Origin of the sequence: Tepidiphilus sp. J10, assembly GCF_006980785.1 — a bacterium.
GTDB classification, from domain to species: domain Bacteria; phylum Pseudomonadota; class Gammaproteobacteria; order Burkholderiales; family Rhodocyclaceae; genus Tepidiphilus; species Tepidiphilus olei.
On record NZ_SBHP01000006.1, the window covers coordinates 126,307 to 144,399 of the forward strand.

The 18,093-nt window shown below is 64.1% G+C and carries 21 protein-coding genes and 1 rRNA gene; 21 read left to right on the forward strand and 1 reads right to left on the reverse strand.

Features of this window, described 5'->3' with window-relative positions:
* Window positions 1–168: 168 nt before the first annotated feature.
* Window positions 169–1,779, reverse strand: coding sequence for an L-aspartate oxidase (nadB, locus tag EPD81_RS08960; protein WP_142805094.1), 1,611 nt, complete (start codon window positions 1,777–1,779; stop codon window positions 169–171).
* 141 nt (window positions 1,780–1,920) lie between these two features.
* Here nadB and rpoE point away from each other — a divergent pair, with 141 nt between their 5' ends.
* From rpoE to EPD81_RS09065, 21 genes are all read left to right on the forward strand, one after another.
* Window positions 1,921–2,523, forward strand: coding sequence for an RNA polymerase sigma factor RpoE (rpoE, locus tag EPD81_RS08965; RefSeq protein WP_142805095.1), 603 nt, complete (start codon window positions 1,921–1,923; stop codon window positions 2,521–2,523).
* Between the two features lie 9 nt (window positions 2,524–2,532).
* Window positions 2,533–3,087: a sigma-E factor negative regulatory protein gene (locus EPD81_RS08970; protein ID WP_142805096.1), complete on the forward strand. Its 555-nt coding sequence runs from the start codon at window positions 2,533–2,535 to the stop codon at window positions 3,085–3,087.
* Window positions 3,087–4,058, forward strand: coding sequence for a MucB/RseB C-terminal domain-containing protein (locus EPD81_RS08975; RefSeq protein ID WP_185955409.1), 972 nt, complete (start codon window positions 3,087–3,089; stop codon window positions 4,056–4,058). Before EPD81_RS08970 ends, EPD81_RS08975 begins: the two co-directional genes overlap by 1 nt.
* A gap of 3 nt (window positions 4,059–4,061) precedes the next feature.
* On the forward strand, window positions 4,062–4,319 hold the full coding sequence (locus tag EPD81_RS08980; protein WP_142805098.1) for a glutaredoxin family protein: 258 nt from the start codon (window positions 4,062–4,064) through the stop codon (window positions 4,317–4,319).
* Between the two features lie 58 nt (window positions 4,320–4,377).
* Window positions 4,378–6,171, forward strand: a complete 1,794-nt coding sequence (gene lepA, locus EPD81_RS08985; protein ID WP_142805099.1) for a translation elongation factor 4 — start codon at window positions 4,378–4,380, stop codon at window positions 6,169–6,171.
* Window positions 6,172–6,204: 33 nt separating this feature from the next.
* Window positions 6,205–6,993, forward strand: coding sequence for a signal peptidase I (gene lepB / locus EPD81_RS08990; protein WP_142805100.1), 789 nt, complete (start codon window positions 6,205–6,207; stop codon window positions 6,991–6,993).
* Between the two features lie 14 nt (window positions 6,994–7,007).
* Window positions 7,008–7,385, forward strand: a complete 378-nt coding sequence (locus tag EPD81_RS08995) for a DUF4845 domain-containing protein (RefSeq protein ID WP_185955410.1) — start codon at window positions 7,008–7,010, stop codon at window positions 7,383–7,385.
* The gene (rnc, locus tag EPD81_RS09000; RefSeq protein ID WP_142805102.1) at window positions 7,382–8,068 is read left to right on the forward strand and encodes a ribonuclease III; all 687 of its coding nucleotides are present in this window, start codon (window positions 7,382–7,384) and stop codon (window positions 8,066–8,068) included. The genes EPD81_RS08995 and rnc overlap by 4 nt, the downstream gene beginning before the upstream one ends.
* Before the next feature lie 18 nt (window positions 8,069–8,086).
* Window positions 8,087–8,992 (forward strand): GTPase Era, encoded by a 906-nt coding sequence (gene era / locus EPD81_RS09005; RefSeq protein ID WP_142805103.1) that lies wholly within the window; start codon window positions 8,087–8,089, stop codon window positions 8,990–8,992.
* A gap of 6 nt (window positions 8,993–8,998) precedes the next feature.
* Window positions 8,999–9,700 carry a DNA repair protein RecO gene (gene recO / locus EPD81_RS09010; protein WP_142805104.1) on the forward strand — a complete coding sequence of 234 codons (702 nt, stop codon included), beginning with the start codon at window positions 8,999–9,001 and terminating at the stop codon, window positions 9,698–9,700.
* Window positions 9,697–10,446, forward strand: a complete 750-nt coding sequence (locus EPD81_RS09015; RefSeq protein ID WP_142805105.1) for a pyridoxine 5'-phosphate synthase — start codon at window positions 9,697–9,699, stop codon at window positions 10,444–10,446. The genes recO and EPD81_RS09015 overlap by 4 nt, the downstream gene beginning before the upstream one ends.
* Window positions 10,443–10,850: a holo-ACP synthase gene (gene acpS / locus EPD81_RS09020; protein ID WP_142805106.1), complete on the forward strand. Its 408-nt coding sequence runs from the start codon at window positions 10,443–10,445 to the stop codon at window positions 10,848–10,850. The genes EPD81_RS09015 and acpS overlap by 4 nt, the downstream gene beginning before the upstream one ends.
* Before the next feature lie 14 nt (window positions 10,851–10,864).
* Window positions 10,865–11,932 carry a beta-N-acetylhexosaminidase gene (gene nagZ, locus EPD81_RS09025; RefSeq protein WP_142805107.1) on the forward strand — a complete coding sequence of 356 codons (1,068 nt, stop codon included), beginning with the start codon at window positions 10,865–10,867 and terminating at the stop codon, window positions 11,930–11,932.
* 12 nt (window positions 11,933–11,944) lie between these two features.
* Window positions 11,945–13,744: an excinuclease ABC subunit UvrC gene (gene uvrC / locus EPD81_RS09030; RefSeq protein ID WP_142805108.1), complete on the forward strand. Its 1,800-nt coding sequence runs from the start codon at window positions 11,945–11,947 to the stop codon at window positions 13,742–13,744.
* 31 nt (window positions 13,745–13,775) lie between these two features.
* On the forward strand, window positions 13,776–14,348 hold the full coding sequence (pgsA, locus tag EPD81_RS09035) for a CDP-diacylglycerol--glycerol-3-phosphate 3-phosphatidyltransferase (RefSeq protein ID WP_142805109.1): 573 nt from the start codon (window positions 13,776–13,778) through the stop codon (window positions 14,346–14,348).
* 237 nt (window positions 14,349–14,585) lie between these two features.
* The gene (gene rpsF, locus EPD81_RS09040) at window positions 14,586–14,969 is read left to right on the forward strand and encodes a 30S ribosomal protein S6 (RefSeq protein ID WP_142805110.1); all 384 of its coding nucleotides are present in this window, start codon (window positions 14,586–14,588) and stop codon (window positions 14,967–14,969) included.
* Window positions 14,970–14,997: 28 nt separating this feature from the next.
* A complete protein-coding gene (gene priB / locus EPD81_RS09045; RefSeq protein ID WP_142805111.1) occupies window positions 14,998–15,297 on the forward strand; it encodes a primosomal replication protein N in 300 nt (99 codons plus the stop codon).
* Window positions 15,290–15,538, forward strand: a complete 249-nt coding sequence (gene rpsR, locus EPD81_RS09050; RefSeq protein ID WP_142805112.1) for a 30S ribosomal protein S18 — start codon at window positions 15,290–15,292, stop codon at window positions 15,536–15,538. The genes priB and rpsR overlap by 8 nt, the downstream gene beginning before the upstream one ends.
* A gap of 13 nt (window positions 15,539–15,551) precedes the next feature.
* The gene (rplI, locus tag EPD81_RS09055; RefSeq protein ID WP_142805113.1) at window positions 15,552–16,001 is read left to right on the forward strand and encodes a 50S ribosomal protein L9; all 450 of its coding nucleotides are present in this window, start codon (window positions 15,552–15,554) and stop codon (window positions 15,999–16,001) included.
* A 110-nt stretch (window positions 16,002–16,111) separates the two neighbouring features.
* Window positions 16,112–17,485, forward strand: coding sequence for a replicative DNA helicase (gene dnaB / locus EPD81_RS09060; protein WP_142805114.1), 1,374 nt, complete (start codon window positions 16,112–16,114; stop codon window positions 17,483–17,485).
* A 496-nt stretch (window positions 17,486–17,981) separates the two neighbouring features.
* Window positions 17,982–18,093 (forward strand): 16S ribosomal RNA (locus EPD81_RS09065); the annotation flags it as partial.

The following is an 18,093-nucleotide window of genomic DNA, read 5'->3' on the forward strand; positions in this document are numbered from 1 at the left end:
GGCATGCTTTGGTTGTGGCCCGGTTGGAGCCTCTCCTTTGCCGAAGGCAAGGACCTCCGTCATCGCACACGCATGCACCGCTTCGGCCCCTGGGTATTGCTGCAGGCGCGGCCGAGGCGAGGCGGCCGCGTTGCCACTTGTCTCGTCGAGCTCCCCGCCTTGCCCGAGTCAGACCGTTGGGCCTTGGCGTACTGGTGCGCCACTGGTCGGCCGCCGCGGTCGCAGGATGGTATTACGGACGACCGGTAGGGTCTCGGGATAATCCTTGGTGTAATGCAAGCCGCGGCTCTCCTTGCGCCTGAGGGCGCAGCGCACGATGAGCTCGGCCACGGTCACCAGGTTGCGCAGTTCGATGAGGTCGTTGCTGACACGGAAGTTCGCATAGTACTCGGCGATCTCGCGCTCGAGCAGCCGGATGCGGTGCATCGCCCGCTGCAGGCGCTTGGTGGTGCGCACGATCCCGACGTAGTCCCACATGAAGCGGCGCAGTTCGTCCCAGTTGTGCGCGATCACCACTTCCTCGTCGGCGTCGGTCACACGGCTCTCGTCCCAGTCCGGCAACGGCAGGGGTGCACGTGGAGGTTGCGCCAGCATGTCTTGCACCGCGGCTTCCCCGAAGACGAGGCATTCGAGCAGGGAATTGCTCGCCAGGCGATTCGCGCCGTGCAGCCCCGTGCAGGTCGATTCGCCCACTGCGTACAGGTGCGGCAGGTCGGTGCGGGAGGATAGGTCGACCTTGACTCCGCCGCAGGTATAGTGCGCCGCCGGCACCACCGGGATCGGCTGTTTGGTGATGTCGATGCCCAGTTCCAGGCAGCGCGCGTAGATGTTGGGGAAATGGCTGCGGATCCAGTCCGGATCTTTGTGCGTGATGTCGAGGTAGACGCACTCGATGCCGAGCCGCTTCATCTCGTAGTCGATGGCGCGCGCCACGATGTCACGCGGCGCGAGCTCGGCGCGCGGGTCGTGTTTCGGCATGAATCGCTCGCCATTGGGTAGCCGCAGGATGCCGCCCTCGCCGCGCACCGCCTCGCTGATGAGGAAGGACTTGGCGTGGGGATGGTAGAGGCAGGTGGGATGGAACTGGATGAATTCCATGTTCGCCACGCGGCAGCCGGCGCGCCAGGCCATGGCGATGCCATCGCCCGTGGCGGTGTCCGGGTTGGTCGAATAGAGGTAGACCTTTCCCGCACCGCCGGTGGCGAGCACCGTGTGCGCGGCCGAGAAGGTGCGCACGTGTCCGGCCTGCCGGTCGAAGACGTAAGCGCCGAGGCAACCCAGTTCGGGCCGACCGAGCTTCGCGCCGGTGATGAGATCGATCGCGATGTGCTGCTCGAACACCTGGATGTTGGGATGAGCTTTCACCTTTTCGGTGAGCGTTTGCTGGACGGCGGCGCCGGTGGCATCCGCCGCGTGGATGATGCGCCGCTGCGAGTGTCCTCCCTCGCGGGTGAGATGGTACTGGCCGCGCTCGTCGCGCGAAAAAGGCACGCCTTGGGCGATCAGCCAGTCGATGGCCTGCTTGCCGCGTTCGACCACGAAGCGCACGGCTTTCGGGTCGCACAGGCCCGCGCCGGCCACGAGAGTGTCACGAACGTGGGCTTCGATGCTGTCGGCATCGTCGAGTACTGCGGCGATGCCGCCTTGGGCGTAGGCGCTGGCGCTCTCCATCAAGGTGCGCTTGGTGATGAGCGCGACTTTTCGCTGGTCGGCGAGCTTGAGCGCCACGCTCTGTCCGGCCAGGCCGCTGCCGAGGATGAGGACGTCGAAGTGTTCCATCGAGGAAGAAAGGAAGGGGAGAGATGAAAAGGTTATCACAAGGGAGGAACCAAATCCCCGCTCCGTGGGTCGATTTTCGCGAGGATTGGGGAAGCGGGTCGGTATAATGAATCTCCGACAGGAACGTCAGGCTCGCTTCCTATGACCAACCGTGAGATCGATCAGCAGCTCGTAGCGCGTGTGCGCCAAGGCGATCAGAACGCCTTCGGGTTGCTCGTGTCGAAATATCAGCGCAAAGTGCAGCGGTTGTTGTCGCGCCTGGTGCGCGACCCGGCGGAGGTGGAAGACTTGACTCAGGAGACCTTCATCAAGGCCTATCGGGCGCTCGATTCGTTTCGCGGCGACAGTGCGTTCTATACCTGGCTCTATCGTATTGCCATCAATACCGCGAAGAATCACTTGATGGCCTCCAATCGTCGCCCTTCCGCGAGCGCCACCGTCCATCAGACGGAGGAGGGAGAGCAGTGGGATGAACTCGATCTGCTCAGTGACAGCGAGACGCCGGAGAATTTGCTCCTCACCCAGGAGATCGCCCAGACGGTGGAAGAGACGATCCAGTCCTTGCCCGAAGAGCTGCGCACGGCAATCACGCTACGCGAGCTCGAAGGGCTGAGCTACGAAGAAATCGCCCAAGTGATGGGCTGCCCGATCGGCACCGTGCGTTCGCGAATCTTCCGTGCGCGCGAGGCGATCGCGCAACGTTTGCGGCCGCTGCTCGATACGGCCCCCGATCGACGTTGGTAGGAAACGACGATGATGCGCGACACGAAAACGACTCCAGAAGCGCTGTCGGCCTTGGTGGATGGTGAGCTCGACGACGCGGACACCGCTTCGTGGGTGCAACGGCTCACGAACGACCCGGCCATGGCTCAGCGCTGGCTAGCCTATCACCTCATAGGAGAGGCTCTGCGGGGGGAACTCCCCGGACCTCGCCAGCGTGACTTATGCTCGGTGATCCTGAGACCGATCGCGCTCGAACCAAGCCCCGTGACGCGCGTCGGGCTCGAGCGCGACGTACGCGCCGTGGCCAACGAACCGAAAATACACTGGTTTGCCACTGCGGCCGCAGCGGCGCTCGTCCTTGCCGTCGGCTGGGGGCTGTGGCAAACGCCTCGCGAGGACGCAGGCAACGCGAACGCCATGCGTTTGGCGGAGGCGGAAATTGCTGCGCCCTCGAATTCGGGTTCTCTCCCTCAAACGCCGGACGAGCAGATTTATTGGATCGCTTACGGCAATGCTCATGGTCCCGCGGGTGTCGGCGGACTTCGCTATGCCCGGGTGATGGCGCAGCAGCAAGGGGGGCGTTGATGCGCTTCGCGGCAAAAGTGCGGTTCATGGTCTGTCTCCTCGTGGCATGGGCCTCGGCGCTGGCGAGTGCCTCGGAAGACGTCCTTCGCTTGCTCGAGCGCTCCCTATCTCCGCCGGACATCGATTATCACGGTACGGTGGTGCTGCAGATCGGCGATCGGGTGCAAACGCTTCGCGTGACTCATATGAACAAGGAGGGAAAGCGGGTCGAGTGGGTCGAGGTGCTCGAGGGCGAACCCCGTGAAACCGTCCGTATCGGTGAGGAGGTGCGCTGCTTTTTGCCCGAGGAGAAATTGGTATTGATGGATCGGGCTGCGGGCGGATCCGGGGTGCTTTACCATCCGCGCGGCTCCGTGGGCCGCATCGAGGCATCCTACCAAATCGAACCGCTCGGCGAGGGCCGTGAGGCGGGGCGTGAGGTGGTCGGGATACGGTTCGTGCCACGCGACGCCTTGCGGTTCGGTCAGGAATGGTGGATCGACAAAGAAAGTGGGATCGTGTTGAAGCGAACGATCTGGGACGAGGCGCCGGTTCGGGTGCTGGAGACGCAGTTTTTTTCCGATTTCCGCGTGACGGGTCTTCCCGATGTCGCGCAGGTACGACGGAAATTCGGCGCTCATGAAGATTGGCAGCGTATCGATCTGCGTGGCAGGCGAATCGAGGCCGCCGATACAGGCTGGGCGTTCACCGTCATGCCTGCAGGGTTCGAGCTCGAGGCCGTCTTCCAGCGGCGAGGGCCATCGGGTAAGACGATCACTCAGTGGCAGATCGGGGATGGCCTGGTGAGCGTCTCCGTGTTCTTCGAGCCATGGGACGGGGACGAAATGGGCGAGAAGACGGACCATTTTGGTGCCACGAAGGTGGTGCGCCGGCGGGAGCCGGGCGCGCTGCGTACCGCGATGGGTGAAGTGCCCGACGTGACCCTGCGCGCTTTGCTCGATGCGATGGTACGACACCAAGGAGCGCAGTGAGCGATGTCCCAGGAGCGTGTCCTATGGGTCTTGTCGCGCCCGGGGTGCCATTTGTGCGATGACATGGTGGAGGCACTCATGCCCATCGCACGGCACTATGGTTTTACCGTGGTCAAACGCGACGTCGATGCGGATCCGGCCTGGCGTCAACGCTATGGCCGGGCGATTCCGGTCGTCCTGCATGGGAGCGTGGAAATCTGTCGCCATCGCTGCGATGCAGCAAGCGTTCATGACTATTTGAGCCGTTTTCCGTTAGAATGATCGGGATGAATCTTTCGTACCGCTCTCCACTGCCCCGCGGGGCTTTTTTTGTGTGCCGATGAAAAACATACGCAACTTCTCGATCATCGCCCACATCGACCACGGCAAGTCTACGCTCGCCGATCGGCTCATCCAGTATTGCGGCGGCCTGTCCGATCGCGAGATGGAGGATCGCGTGCTCGACTCCATGGATCTCGAGCGCGAGCGCGGCATCACCATCAAGGCGCAGACCGCCACGCTCATGTACCGAGCGCGCGACGGCCAGACCTACGAGCTCAACCTCATCGACACGCCGGGACACGTCGATTTCTCCTACGAGGTGAGCCGCTCGCTATCCGCTTGCGAGGGAGCGCTCCTCGTGGTCGATGCCTCCCAAGGGGTGGAGGCGCAGACGGTGGCCAACTGCTACACCGCGATCGAGCTCGGTGTCGAGGTGGTGCCGGTGCTCAACAAGATCGACCTGCCGCAGGCCGACCCCGAGCGCGCGCGCGCCGAGATCGAAGACGTCATCGGCGTGGATGCGAGCGAAGCCGTGCTCTGTTCGGCCAAAACGGGTTTGGGGATCGAGGAGGTGCTCGAAGCCGTGGTGCGCCGGGTACCGCCTCCGCGTGGAAATCCTGAGGCGCCCACCCGCGCGCTCATCATCGATTCCTGGTTCGACAACTACGTCGGCGTCGTCATGCTGGTGCGGGTGGTCGATGGGCGACTCGCTCGCGGCGAGCGCATCCGGCTGATGTCGACCGGGGCCGAGTACACGATCGAACGGCTCGGCGTCTTCACGCCGCGCTCGCTCGAACGCGACGCGCTCGAGTGCGGCGAAGTGGGGTTCGTCGTCGCCGGCATCAAGGAGCTGCGTGCGGCCAAGGTCGGCGACACGATCACGACGCTGCCTCGCGTCGCCGCCGAGCCGCTGCCCGGCTTTCGCGAGATCAAGCCGCAGGTCTTCGCCGGCCTCTATCCCGTGGAGTCGAGCGAATACGATTCCCTGCGCGAGGCGCTCGAAAAGCTCAAGTTGAACGACGCAGCGCTGCAGTTCGAGCCCGAGACCTCGCAGGCGCTGGGATTCGGTTTCCGCTGCGGCTTTCTCGGGCTGCTGCACATGGACATCGTGCAGGAGCGGCTCGAGCGCGAGTTCGGCCAGAACCTCATCACCACGGCGCCTTCGGTCGTCTATGAAGTGGTGCTGCGCTCGGGCGAGGTGCAGCGCATCGAAAATCCTTCGCGTCTGCCCGATCCGAGCAAGATCGAGGAGATCCGCGAACCCATCATCACCGCGCACATCTTCGTGCCGCAGGACTACCTCGGCCCCGTGCTCACGCTGTGCAACCAGAAGCGCGGCGTGCAGGTCGACCTGCGCTACCACGGTCGGCAGGTCCACGCGATCTTCGAGCTGCCGATGAACGAAGTGGTGATGGACTTCTTCGACCGGCTGAAGTCCGTGTCGCGCGGCTATGCCTCGCTCGACTACGAATTCAAGGAATACCGCCCTGCCGATCTCGTCAAGCTCGACGTCCTCGTCAACGGCGAGAAAGTCGATGCGCTCTCGGTGATCGTGCACCGCGCCAGCGCTCAGCGACGCGGCCGTGAGCTCGTCGAGAAACTGCGCAGCCTCATCCCGCGGCAGATGTTCGACGTGCCGCTGCAGGCGGCCATTGGCTCGCACATCATCGCGCGCGAGACGATCAAGGCGTTGCGCAAGAACGTGCTCGCCAAGTGCTATGGCGGCGACATCTCACGCAAGAAGAAACTCCTCGAAAAGCAGAAGGCCGGCAAGAAACGCATGAAGCAGGTCGGTAACGTCGAGATCCCGCAGGAAGCCTTCCTCGCGGTGCTGCGTACCGACGAAGCCTGACCGGCCTCGCCGCACTCTCCAAGGCAGGGAACCATGAATTTCGCGTTGATCCTCTTCCTGCTCACGCTCGCCACGGGCGTGCTCTGGGCGCTCGATCGCTGGGTGGTGGGAAAACGCCGCCCCGAGGGGGCTCCTGCACCCTGGTGGGTCGAATACGGGGCGAGCTTTTTCCCGGTGATCCTCGCCGTCTTCGTGCTGCGCTCCTTCGTGGTCGAACCGTTCAAGATTCCTTCGGGATCGATGATCCCGACGCTGCTCGTGGGCGATTTCATCCTCGTCGACAAATTCTCCTATGGCATTCGCTTGCCCTTGGTGAACCACGTCATCATCCCCGTGGGAGAACCCCGGCGTGGGGATGTCATGGTGTTTCGCTATCCGGTCGACCCGTCAGTCGATTACATCAAGCGCGTCGTCGGTTTGCCTGGGGATTACGTCGAGTATCTCGACAAGAAACTGCGCATCAACGGCGTGCCGGTGCGCTACGAGCCTTTACCGGACTATTTTCATGCCGATCGGCTGTATTATTCCACCCGCTGGCGCGAATATCTAGGGGAGCGCCCGCACGAGATCCTCGTCGACGACATCGCTCCACCGTTCGTCACGCAACGGCTCGAATTCCCCCATGCCGACCGTTGCGAGTACAATCGTCGGGGGGTGCGCTGCTCGGTACCGCCTGGACACTACTTCGTCATGGGCGATAATCGGGATGGCAGCAGTGACAGCCGAGTATGGGGGTTCGTGCCTGAGGAGAACATCGTCGGCAGGGCCTTCTTCATCTGGCTGAATTTTTCCGACCTCTCGCGTATTGGTCGAATCCAATGAAACAAGGAGGGCGTATGGGCACGGCGCTGGTACGTCGGCAGCAAGGGGTCAGTTTGCTGGGTGTGATCTTCTGGGGGGTGCTCGTCGGCATCGTCCTGATCCTCGCGCTGCGCATCGTCCCCGTTTATACCGAATACGCCGCAATCAAACGGGCGCTCGCTGAGATTGCCCAGCGCGCCGATCCGCAGACGCCCCCGTCTCAGCTACGTGCCGAGTTCGGAAAGTTCGCCACCATCGACGGCTTTACTTCGGTGGATGGCCGTGACCTCGTCATCACCCGCGAGGAGGGGCGCACGAAGATCGAGGTACGCTATCAGCGGCTCGTTCCTCTCGTAGCCAACGTCAGCCTCGCCTTCGATTTCGAGATCGCTGCCGCGACAGGGGCGCCATGAGCGAGCGTGAGGAAAAGTGGACGGCGCTGCAAGCGCGTCTCGGTCATCGCTTTCATGCACAAGATCTGCTCTTCACCGCCCTCAGACACCGCAGCGCGGGCGAAGGGCACAACGAGCGTCTGGAATTTCTCGGCGATGCCGCGCTCGACCTGGCGGTGGCCGAGCTCCTCTATCGCCGCCATCCCGACGAACCCGAGGGGACGCTCTCCCGTGCCCGCGCGAGCCTCGTGCGCCAAGAGACTTTGGCCGCCGCGGCCTTGCGCCTGGGGCTCGACGAGTATCTCGTCATCGGTGAGGGAGAGCGGCGCGTTGGCGGAAATCGTCGCCCTTCACTGCTTGCCGATGCGCTCGAGGCCATCGTCGGCGCGGTGCTGCTCGACGGCGGCTATGAGGCCGCGCGCGAGCTGGTGGCGCGCATCCTCGAACCGGAACTCGCCGCGCTCGGTCCGCTCGAACGCCTCAAAGATCCCAAGACCCGTCTGCAGGAATGGCTGCAAGGTCGGCATCATCCCGTGCCGCGCTACGAGATCGTGAGCGTCAGCGGCCCGGCGCATGCCCAGCACTTCAAGGTGCGGGCGCAGGCCGAAGCGATCGGACTTTCCGCCGAAGGCGAAGGGCCCAGCCGCCGCGCGGCCGAGCAAGACGCCGCCGCCAAGATTCTGGCGCAGTTGGGAGAGACCTGAACCATTTCCAGAGCCCCGATGAACGATACTTCCTCTGCTTCCCCCTTTCGCGCTGGCTATGCCGCCATCGTCGGTCGCCCCAACGTCGGCAAGTCCACCCTGACGAACCGCCTCGTCGGCCACAAGGTGAGCATCGTCTCGCGCAAACAGCAGACGACGCGCCACCGCGTCCACGGCATCCTCACCACGGACCGGGCGCAGTTCGTCTTCGTCGACACGCCCGGCTTCCAGACGCGGCACAAGCGGGCCCTCAACCGCTTGATGAACCGCACCGTCACCCAGGCGCTCTCCGAGGTCGACGTCATCGTCTTCGTGATCGAAGCCTGCCGTTTCACGGGCGAAGATGCCCAGGTGATGGCGCTGCTGCCGGAAAACGTGCCGGTGGTGCTCGTCATCAACAAGGTCGACCGCCTCAAAGACAAGAAACTGCTGCTGCCCTTCATCGCCGAAATGGCGCAACGTCGGTCTTTCGCCGAGATCGTGCCTCTGTCGGCAGAAAAAGACGAGCACACCGACGAGCTCCTGCGCGCCCTCGAACCCTATCTGCCAGAGGGAGAGCCGATCTACGACCCCGACATGATCACCGATCGCAGCGAACGCTTCCTCGCCGCCGAATATCTGCGGGAGAAAGTTTTCCGCCTCGTCGGCGACGAGCTGCCCTATGGCATCGCCGTGGAGATCGAGCGCTACGAAGTCGAAGGCAACTTGCGCCGCATCTACGCCGCGGTGATCGTCGAGCGTGAACCGCACAAGGCGATCGTGATCGGCCGCGGCGGCGAGCGCATCAAGCGCATCGCCACCGAGGCGCGCCAGGAGCTGGAGAATCTGCTGGAGGCGCGCGTCTATCTCGAAGTCTGGGTCAAGGTGCGCAGTGGCTGGGCCGATGACGAACAGGCGCTGCGCTCGCTGGGTTACGACGGCTGAGGGCGCATGGCGCGGCGGCAACGGGTCGAGGCCGAGCCCGCCTACGTCTTGCACGCGCGTCCCTGGCGCGAGACGAGCCTGCTGCTCGAGGTGCTCACGCTCGAACACGGGCGCTTGGCGCTGGTCGCCAAGGGCGCGCGCCGCCCTGGTTCCCAGCTGCGCTCCGTGCTGCTCACGTTCCAACCGCTCGTGCTCGGCTGGAGCGGGGCGGGCGAAGTGCGTACCCTCACGCGGGCCGACTGGGCCGGCGGGGTGCCCCTGCCGCAGGGCAGGGCGCTGTGGTGCGGGTATTATCTCAACGAACTGGTGCTGCGGCTGCTCGCGCGCGAAGATCCCCACCGCGAGGTCTTCCTCGCCTACGATGCGGCGGTGCGTGCGCTCGCTGCGGGGGAGGCGCTCGCGCCGGTGTTGCGCCGCTTCGAACTCGCCTTCCTCGCCGCGCTCGGCTATGGCCTGGATTGGCCGCACACCGTGGCCGGGCGCTATCGCTTCGAGCCGCACCGAGGGTTGGTACCGCTCATGGAAGGTGAATCGGCTCCGGGCGAGGTGGTGCTGAGCGCCCAGACACTGGAAGATCTGCGCGCCGGATGCTGGAGCCGGCCGGCGACGCTCGCCGAAGTGCGTGCGCTCACACGCCGGCTCATCGACCATGCCCTTGACGGGCAGGAATTGCAGGCACGACGCATGTTACGGGAGCTGCTCGAATGATCGAACTCGGAGTGAACATCGACCACGTCGCCACGCTGCGCCAGGCGCGCCGCACTTACGAACCCGACCCCGTATGGGCGGCGGTGGAGGCGCATCTGGGTGGGGCCGATGGCATCACCGTCCATCTGCGCGAGGATCGCCGTCACATCCAGGATGCCGATGTCCGCCGGCTGCGCGAGCTCACGCACATCAAACTCAACCTCGAGATGGCTCCCACCGACGAGATGGTGGCGATCGCCTGCGCCCTGAAACCGGAAATGGCCATGCTGGTTCCCGAGGGGCGCCAGGAGATCACCACCGAAGGGGGGCTGGACATCGTGCGCGACGAGGCCCGCTTGCAGGGTGTCGTCTCCCGTTTGCGCGATGCCGGCATCGTCGTCAGCGTCTTTCTCGACGCCGATCCTCGTCAGGTCGAGGCGGCGAGCCGCATCGGCGCCGAAGTCTGCGAGGTGCACACCGGCCCCTACGCCCACGCGTTTCATGCCGCCGGGCGCGATCTGGAACGCCCCGCCGTGCAGGCCGAACTCGACAAGGTACGCCGGGCGGGGGAGGCGATCGTGGGGCTGGGCATGCGCTTCAATGCGGGGCATGCCCTCAATTACTACAACGTTCAGCCGGTGGCGGCCCTGCCCGGCGTGCGGGAACTGCACATCGGTCATGCCATCGTCAGCCGTGCCGTCTTCACCGGCCTGCGCGAGGCCGTGCGCGAAATGAAGCGGCTGATGCGCGAGGCCTGCGCCCGATGATCGTGGGCGTGGGCACCGACCTCGTACGTATCGAGCGTCTGGCTGCCGCGCTCGCGCGCCATGGTTCGCGCTTCGCCGAACGCATCCTCGCTCCGGCCGAACGGGAAGAATTTTTTCGTGCGGCCATGCCGGAGCGCTTGCTCGCCAAGCGCTTTGCCGCTAAAGAGGCTTTCGCCAAGGCCTGGGGCACGGGGCTGGGGGCGTCGCTCGGCTGGCAGGAATTGTGGGTGGCGCACGATGCCCGCGGGCGTCCCTTCTTCGCCTTCGCCGAGTCCCTTGCGGCCCGACTCGCCACGGCTGACCTGAGGGCGCACTTGAGCCTTGCCGACGAGCGCGAGTACGCCGTCGCCTTCGTCGTGCTCGAGCGTAGCGAGGGCGAATCGCCGACTTTCCCCCCTGCCTGACAAGCCCCTGTCCCATGAATATTGCCGCATCCTCTTTGCCGCCCGGCCCTTTGATGATCGATCTCGCCGGTCTCGAACCGAGCCCGGAGGAGCTGCGCCGTCTCGCCCATCCGGCCGTGGGCGGCGTCATTCTCTTTGCCCGCAACTATCGCGATTCGGCCCAGCTCGCCGCCCTGGTCCAGGCGATGCGTTCCGCCCGCCCGGGGCCATTGGTCATCGCCGTCGATCAGGAAGGCGGGCGCGTGCAGCGCTTCCGCGGCGATGGCTTCACCCCGGTCGCCCCCATGCGCCGGCTCGGCGATGAGTACGAACGCGACCCCGAGCAGGCGGTGGCGCTCGCCTACGACGTCGGGCTCGTCATCGGCGCGGAACTCGCCGCGCACGGCATCGATCTCACCTTTGCACCGGTGCTCGACGTCGAGGCAGGAGTGAGCGCGGTGATCGGTGACCGCGCCTTCAGCGACGATGCCGGCGTGGTCGCGCGGCTCGCCCAGGCGCTGGTGGCGGGGCTCGCCATGATGGGGGTGCGCGCCGTCGGCAAACATTTTCCCGGCCACGGCGCGGTGGCCGCCGACTCGCACGAGACGCTGCCGGTCGATTCCCGCCCTTTCGAGGCGATCTGGCAGCGCGACCTCGTGCCCTATCGTCATCGCCTGTTGCGCTCGCTGGCCGGCGTCATGCCGGCGCACGTGCGCTATGAACGCTGTGCCCCCGAACCGGCGGGATTTTCCGCCTTCTGGCTCGGAGAAGTGCTGCGCGCTCGGCTGGGTTTCCGCGGGGCCGTGCTCTCCGACGATCTCGGCATGGCGGGGGCCGGAGCCGCGGGGGACGATCCTCGCGCGCGCGCCGCGGCGGCGTTGTCGGCCGGTTGCGACCTGGCGCTCGTATGCAATCGCCCCGAGTGGGTGGAGCGCCTGCTCGAGGAAGCGTGGCCGGAGGAGACGGCGGACGTCATCGCGCGCCGCACGGGGCTTCTCGGCTCGCCGCGCATTTCCGATCCGTTCGAGCTCGAGCTCTTCGAACCCTACCTGCAGGCGCGCGAACGCGCGCGCGACTGGTCACAGCGCAATGTCTGGTTTTGATCCGTTCCTGCCATGAGTTTCGACGCTTCGGCTTTTCTGCAGACGGTGCCCGAATCGCCCGGCGTCTATCGCATGATCGGCGCCGACGAGACCGTGCTCTACGTCGGCAAGGCGAAGAACTTGCGCCGACGCCTGGCGAGCTACTTCCGCGCCCGGCTGCCGAGCCCGCGCATCGCCTTGATGGTGCGCCAGATCGAACGCGTCGACATTTCGCTCGTGCGCTCCGAGGCCGAAGCGCTCATTCTCGAGAATCACCTCATCAAAACGTTGTCGCCGCGCTACAACATCCTCTTTCGCGACGACAAATCCTATCCCTACATCCGGCTCACCGGCGGCGACTTCCCCGCCATTCAGACCTACCGTGGTGCACTGCACAAAGGAGAACGGTACTTCGGGCCTTATCCGAACGGATGGGCGGCGCGCGAGAGCATTCAGCTCGTGCAAAAACTCTTCGAGCTGCGCACCTGCGCCGACTCGGTATTCCGCAACCGTTCGCGCCCCTGCCTGCTGCACCAGATCCATCGCTGCACCGCGCCCTGCGTCGGCAAAGTGAGCGTAGAGGAATACCGGCAACAGGTCGAGATGGCCGCGCGCTTTCTCTCCGGCAAATCGACCGAGGTGATCGAGACGCTCACTGCGGCGATGAACGCCGCGAGCGAGCGCCTCGACTTCGAAGAGGCCGCCCGCCTGCGGGACCGCCTCCGCGCCCTGCAATCGGTGCTGCACCAGCAGGCCGTCGACAGTCGCCGCGACGAGGACGTCGACATCCTAGTCGTCATCGCCGAAGGCGGGCTCGTTTGCGTGAACCTCGCCATGGTGCGCGGCGGGCGGCATCTCGGAGACCGTCCCCTCTTTCCGCAGCAGGCCGAGGGAGCCGAGCCAGTCGACGTGCTCCACGCCTTCCTCGAGCAGCACTACCAGGACCGGCCCTGGCCCGATCGCATCCTCACCAATCTTGCCTCGCCGGAATTGGCCGAGTTCGTGGAGTTCCTTGCCGAACGCCCCATTGCCGTGAGTGCCGGACGCGGTGCCACCGACCGCGCCTGGCTGGAGATGGCCGAAGCGAACGCCCGGGTGGCGATCACAGCGCGCTTGCGCGGCGGTGAGCGTGCCCGCACCCAGCTGCAGGAGCTGGCCGCGGCGCTCGACCTGCCCGAGCCGCCGCGGCGCATCGAATGCTTCGACATCAGCCACACCATGGGCGAAGCCACCGTGGCCTCCTGCGTCGTCTGGGAGGGGGAGGGGATGAACCCCTCGCAATACCGGCGCTATCACATCGAAGGCATCACGCCGGGCGACGACTATGCCGCCATGCGCCAGGTGCTCACCCGCCGTTATGAGCGGGTCGCCGAGGGCGAGGCGCCGCGCCCGGATCTCGTGCTCATCGACGGCGGCAAGGGGCAGCTCGAGGTCGCCGCCCGGGTGCTCGACGAACTCGGGCTCGAACTGCCGCTCGTGGGCGTGGCCAAGGGTGAAGCGCGCAAACCCGGCCTCGAGACCCTCGTCTTCGCCGACGGACGGGCGCCCCTGCAGCTGCCGCCGTCTTCGCCGGCGCTGCATCTCATCCAGACCGTGCGCGACGAGGCGCACCGCTTCGCCATCACCGGCCACCGCGCCCGCCGCGCGAAATCGCGCACCGGTTCCCGCCTCGAGGATATCCCTGGCATCGGCCCCAAACGGCGCAAGGCACTGCTCGCAGCCTTCGGCGGGCTCGACGGAGTGAAGGAAGCCACGGTCGAAGACCTATGCCGCGTGCCCGGCATCGACCGGCGGCTCGCCCAAACCCTCTATAATGCGCTGCATGACCAGTGACGGCAGAAGAGACGCGAAGGGACAGGACACGATGCGCTGGAACATTCCCAATCTGATCACCTGGGGGCGCATTGCCCTTATCCCCGTCTTCGTCCTACTCTTCTATCTTCCCCAAGGCTGGCTGCGCCCTGAAGTCGTCGATCTGTGGGCTACGATCATCTTTACCGCGGCAGCGATCACTGACTGGCTCGACGGCTTCCTCGCTCGCCGGCTCGGACAGCAGTCGCGTTTTGGTGCCTTCCTCGATCCGGTGGCCGACAAGCTGATGGTCGCCGCCGCCCTCATCGTGCTCGTCGATCTGGGGCGGGCGCATGCCTTGGCTGCCCTCATCATCATCGGGCGCGAGATCACCATCTCGGCCTTGCGCGAATGGATGGCCGAACTCGGCAACCGCGGCTCGGTGGCCGTGGCCTTCATCGGCAAGCTGAAGACCACCGTCCAGCTCATCGCCATCCCCGTGCTCCTCTACTGGAACCCCTTGCCGCACTTCGACACTCCCTTCTGGGGGCAGGCGATGCTGTGGCTGGCGGCTTTGCTCACCATCGTCTCCATGATTTATTACCTGCGCCGCGCTTGGCCGCTGTTGCGCGAAGGCATGACTTGAGGGACTGGCGAATGATTACCATGCTCAGGGCTCGCTGGCAGGCTCTGGTCGCGAACGGCATCTTCGCCCCTGCGCAGGGCGCATTCCCCCCTTCAACCACAAACGACGTTTGCTCGAGTAATCCTTACGCCCTTTGCGTTCGCTAGACATTGTCCAAGTATTTTGCTATATTGAACATTTCCCTTGCCTCACCGGAACGCATGTCGGGAGGCTGCTCGTCAACCATAAGGAGTCTACATGCGACATTACGAAATCGTCTTCATCGTCCATCCGGACCAGTCCGAGCAAGTTCCGGCCATGGTCGAGCGCTATCGCAACCTCATCACCGGCCGTGGCGGCAAGATCCATCGCCTCGAAGACTGGGGTCGTCGCCAGCTCGCCTATTCCATTCAGAAAGTGCACAAGGCACACTACGTGCTGATGAACATCGAATGTGACGGCGAGACCCTCGAAGAGCTCGAAACGGCTTTCAGATTCAACGATGCCGTGTTGCGTCACCTCACCGTGCGCATGGAAAAGGCGATCACCGAGCCCTCTCCGATGATGAAGGACGAGAAGTCTCGCTCCCTGCTGGAAACCCCGGCAGCCGAGCCCGCCGCCGAATCCAGCCCGGCAGTCTGAGTTTTTTGCCCGATCGGTGTGCAACCGTGTGGAACTCGAGGGCGTGCTGATCTCTAGTCGTGGCCTGCGTTACACGCCAGCGGGCATCCCGGTTTTCGAGGGCGTGCTTGCCCATCGTTCGACGCAGACCGAAGCCGGCGCCGAGCGCCGCATCGAGTTCGAGGTCGGCATCAAATCCCTCGGTGAATGCGGGCTGCGGCTGGCCGAGCTGCCGCTCGGCGCCGTGATCCACTGTACGGGTTTCCTGGCTGCACGGACGCTAAAGAGCCGCACGCCGATCCTACACATCACCGAATTACGACACATGGAAGGAAAAGAACATGGCTAGACCAGAACGGGGCGGACGCGGATTCTCCCGCCGCCGCAAATATTGCCGTTTCACGGCCGAAGGTATCGAACAGATCGACTACAAAGACGTCGAGCTGCTCAAAGACTTCATCACCGAAGTCGCCAAGATCGTGCCCGCACGCATCACTGGCACCAGCGCCCGCTATCAGCGCCAGCTTGCCACCGCCATCAAGCGTGCCCGTTTCCTGGCGCTGTTGCCTTATACCGACCAGCACGAGTGAGCGGAGGCCAGACATGCAAGTCATTCTGATGGAGAAGGTCACCAACCTCGGCAACCTCGGCGACATCGTCAAGGTCAAAGACGGCTACGCGCGCAACTACCTCATTCCCCAAAAGAAGGCCAAGCGCGCCACGCCCGAGAACATCGCCGAATTCGAACGCCGTCGTGCGGAACTCGAGCGTCAGCAGGCAGAGAAACTCGCTGCCGCCCAAGCGCTCGCCACTCGTCTCGAAGGGATCACGGTACAAATCACCCGCAAGGCCGGTGAGGATGGGCGTCTCTTTGGCTCGGTGACCAACATCGACATCGCTGAAGGGCTGGAAGCCCTGGGTTACGATATTCCCCGCGCCCAGATTCTCATGCCCCAAGGCCCGATCAAGAGCGTCGGCGAGACCGAGATCGAGATCGCGCTGCACACCGACGTGCGCGTCATCATCAAGGTCTCGGTGCTCGGCGAGCACTGATCCTCCGCCCTCTTCGCACCCAACGACGAGCGCCGCACCTTCGGGTCCGGCGCTCGTCTTTTTTCGGCGCTAGAATAGCCCTTCACCTTGCGTAACGAGACTTTGGTTCCATGTCCGACGAACTCATGTTCACCCCTTCCTCCGCCTTCAAGCTGCCGCCTCATTCGCTCGAAGCCGAACAGGCGCTGCTCGGCGGCTTGCTCCTCGACAATACCGCTTGGGAGCGAGTCGCTGATCTCGTCGGGCCTGACGACTTCTATCGCGACGAACACAAACGCATTTTCCGTCACGTCAGCCGACTCCTCGAACAAGGGCGTCCCGCCGACGTGGTCACCGTTCATGAATCTCTGGAAAAGAGTGGAGAAGCCGAAGCCGCGGGCGGTCTTGCCTACCTTGCCGAGCTCGCCAACCAGACCCCTTCGGCCGCCAATGCTCGACGCTATGGCGAAATCATCCGCGAGCGCGCCATCCTGCGCAAACTCATAGCCGTCGCCGACGAGATTGCCGCTTCCGCCCTCAGTCCCATGGGGCGCGACGCCAAGTCTTTGCTCGATGAAGCCGAATCCAAGATCTTCGAGATCGCCGAGGCGGGAGCCCGCAGTATCACTGGATTCATCCCCATTGGTCAGGCGCTCAAACTCGTGGTCGATCGTGTCCAGGAACTCTATGACCGCGAAGACCCCAGTGAAGTCACCGGCATTCCCACGGGCTATATCGATCTCGACGAGAAAACCTCAGGACTACAACCCTCCGATCTGATCATTCTCGCCGGTCGCCCTGCCATGGGAAAAACGACGCTCGCGCTCAACATCGCCGAGCACGTCGCTCTCCATCAACGCTTACCGGTGGCCGTTTTTTCCATGGAAATGCCCAGCACCCAGCTTGCCACGCGTTTTCTTGCTTCACTCGGGCGCATCGACATGCAAAACCTGCGTCGAGGACGTCTGTCCGACGATGATTGGCAGCGCTTGACCGCAGCCATGGGTAAACTCTACGAGGCTCCCATCTTCATCGACGAGACTCCCGCCTTGAATCCCATCGATCTGCGCGCCCGCGCTCGACGTCTGGCGCGGCAGTGCGGCAAACTCGGGCTCATCGTCGTCGATTATCTGCAGCTGATGACCGGTACGCGGGAGAGCGACAACCGCGCCACGGAGCTCTCCGAAATCTCCCGGTCGGTGAAATCGCTCGCCAAGGAACTCAACGTACCGATCATCGCCCTGTCGCAGCTCAACCGCAGTCTCGAGCAGCGGCCGAACAAGCGGCCGGTCATGTCGGATCTGCGCGAATCCGGCGCGATCGAGCAAGATGCTGATATCATCATGTTCATCTACCGTGACGAGGTCTATAACCCCGATACCCCCGACAAGGGCGTGGCCGAGATCATCATCGCCAAGCATCGTAACGGCCCAACCGGTACCATTCGCCTCAGCTTCTTCGGTGAGCACACCCGTTTCGAAAGCTTCGCCTCTACCTCGTTCTGATGAAGTCGACTCGCAGATCGGCGTGTGGCTAGAGCGCCGCGACTGACCTGCGCCGCGGCTGCATGTCGGGTCGTCCGGCGCTCTGATGCTCTCCTATCCATTTGATATGTCACGCATTCCGTGCTCCTTGAATCTTGATCCGCAGCCGATGTTGACGGCATTTGAGTCGTCCTTATGAGTTCGATCAAAATTTCTTGTTTGCGCTCATCGCTGCCATTGCCTAGAATGCGTCCCTCTCCTGCTGCGGCCCCGACGTCGTGGAGCTGAAGTGGGAGGTGCAGGTCGATTCCCGGTGGTGTGAAGGTTGCGAACCTTGCCGGGGTTGACTGCGGTGGAGAAGTCAGGAATAATGCTGGTTCTGCCGCGCCACTGAGGTGGTGTGGTGGTTGGAAGGAGTTCTTTAAGAATTTGGGGACAGTCGAGCGGTGTGGGTGTTGGCGCGGGATGGGTGCGCTGGCACGCGCATCGCCAGATGCGTGCGAGGTTTTATTGGATTGAACCTGAGAGTTTGATCCTGGCTCAGATTGAACGCTGGCGGCATGCCTTACACATGCAAGTCGAACGGCAGCGGGCCCTTCGGGGTGCCGGCGAGTGGCGAACGGGTGAGT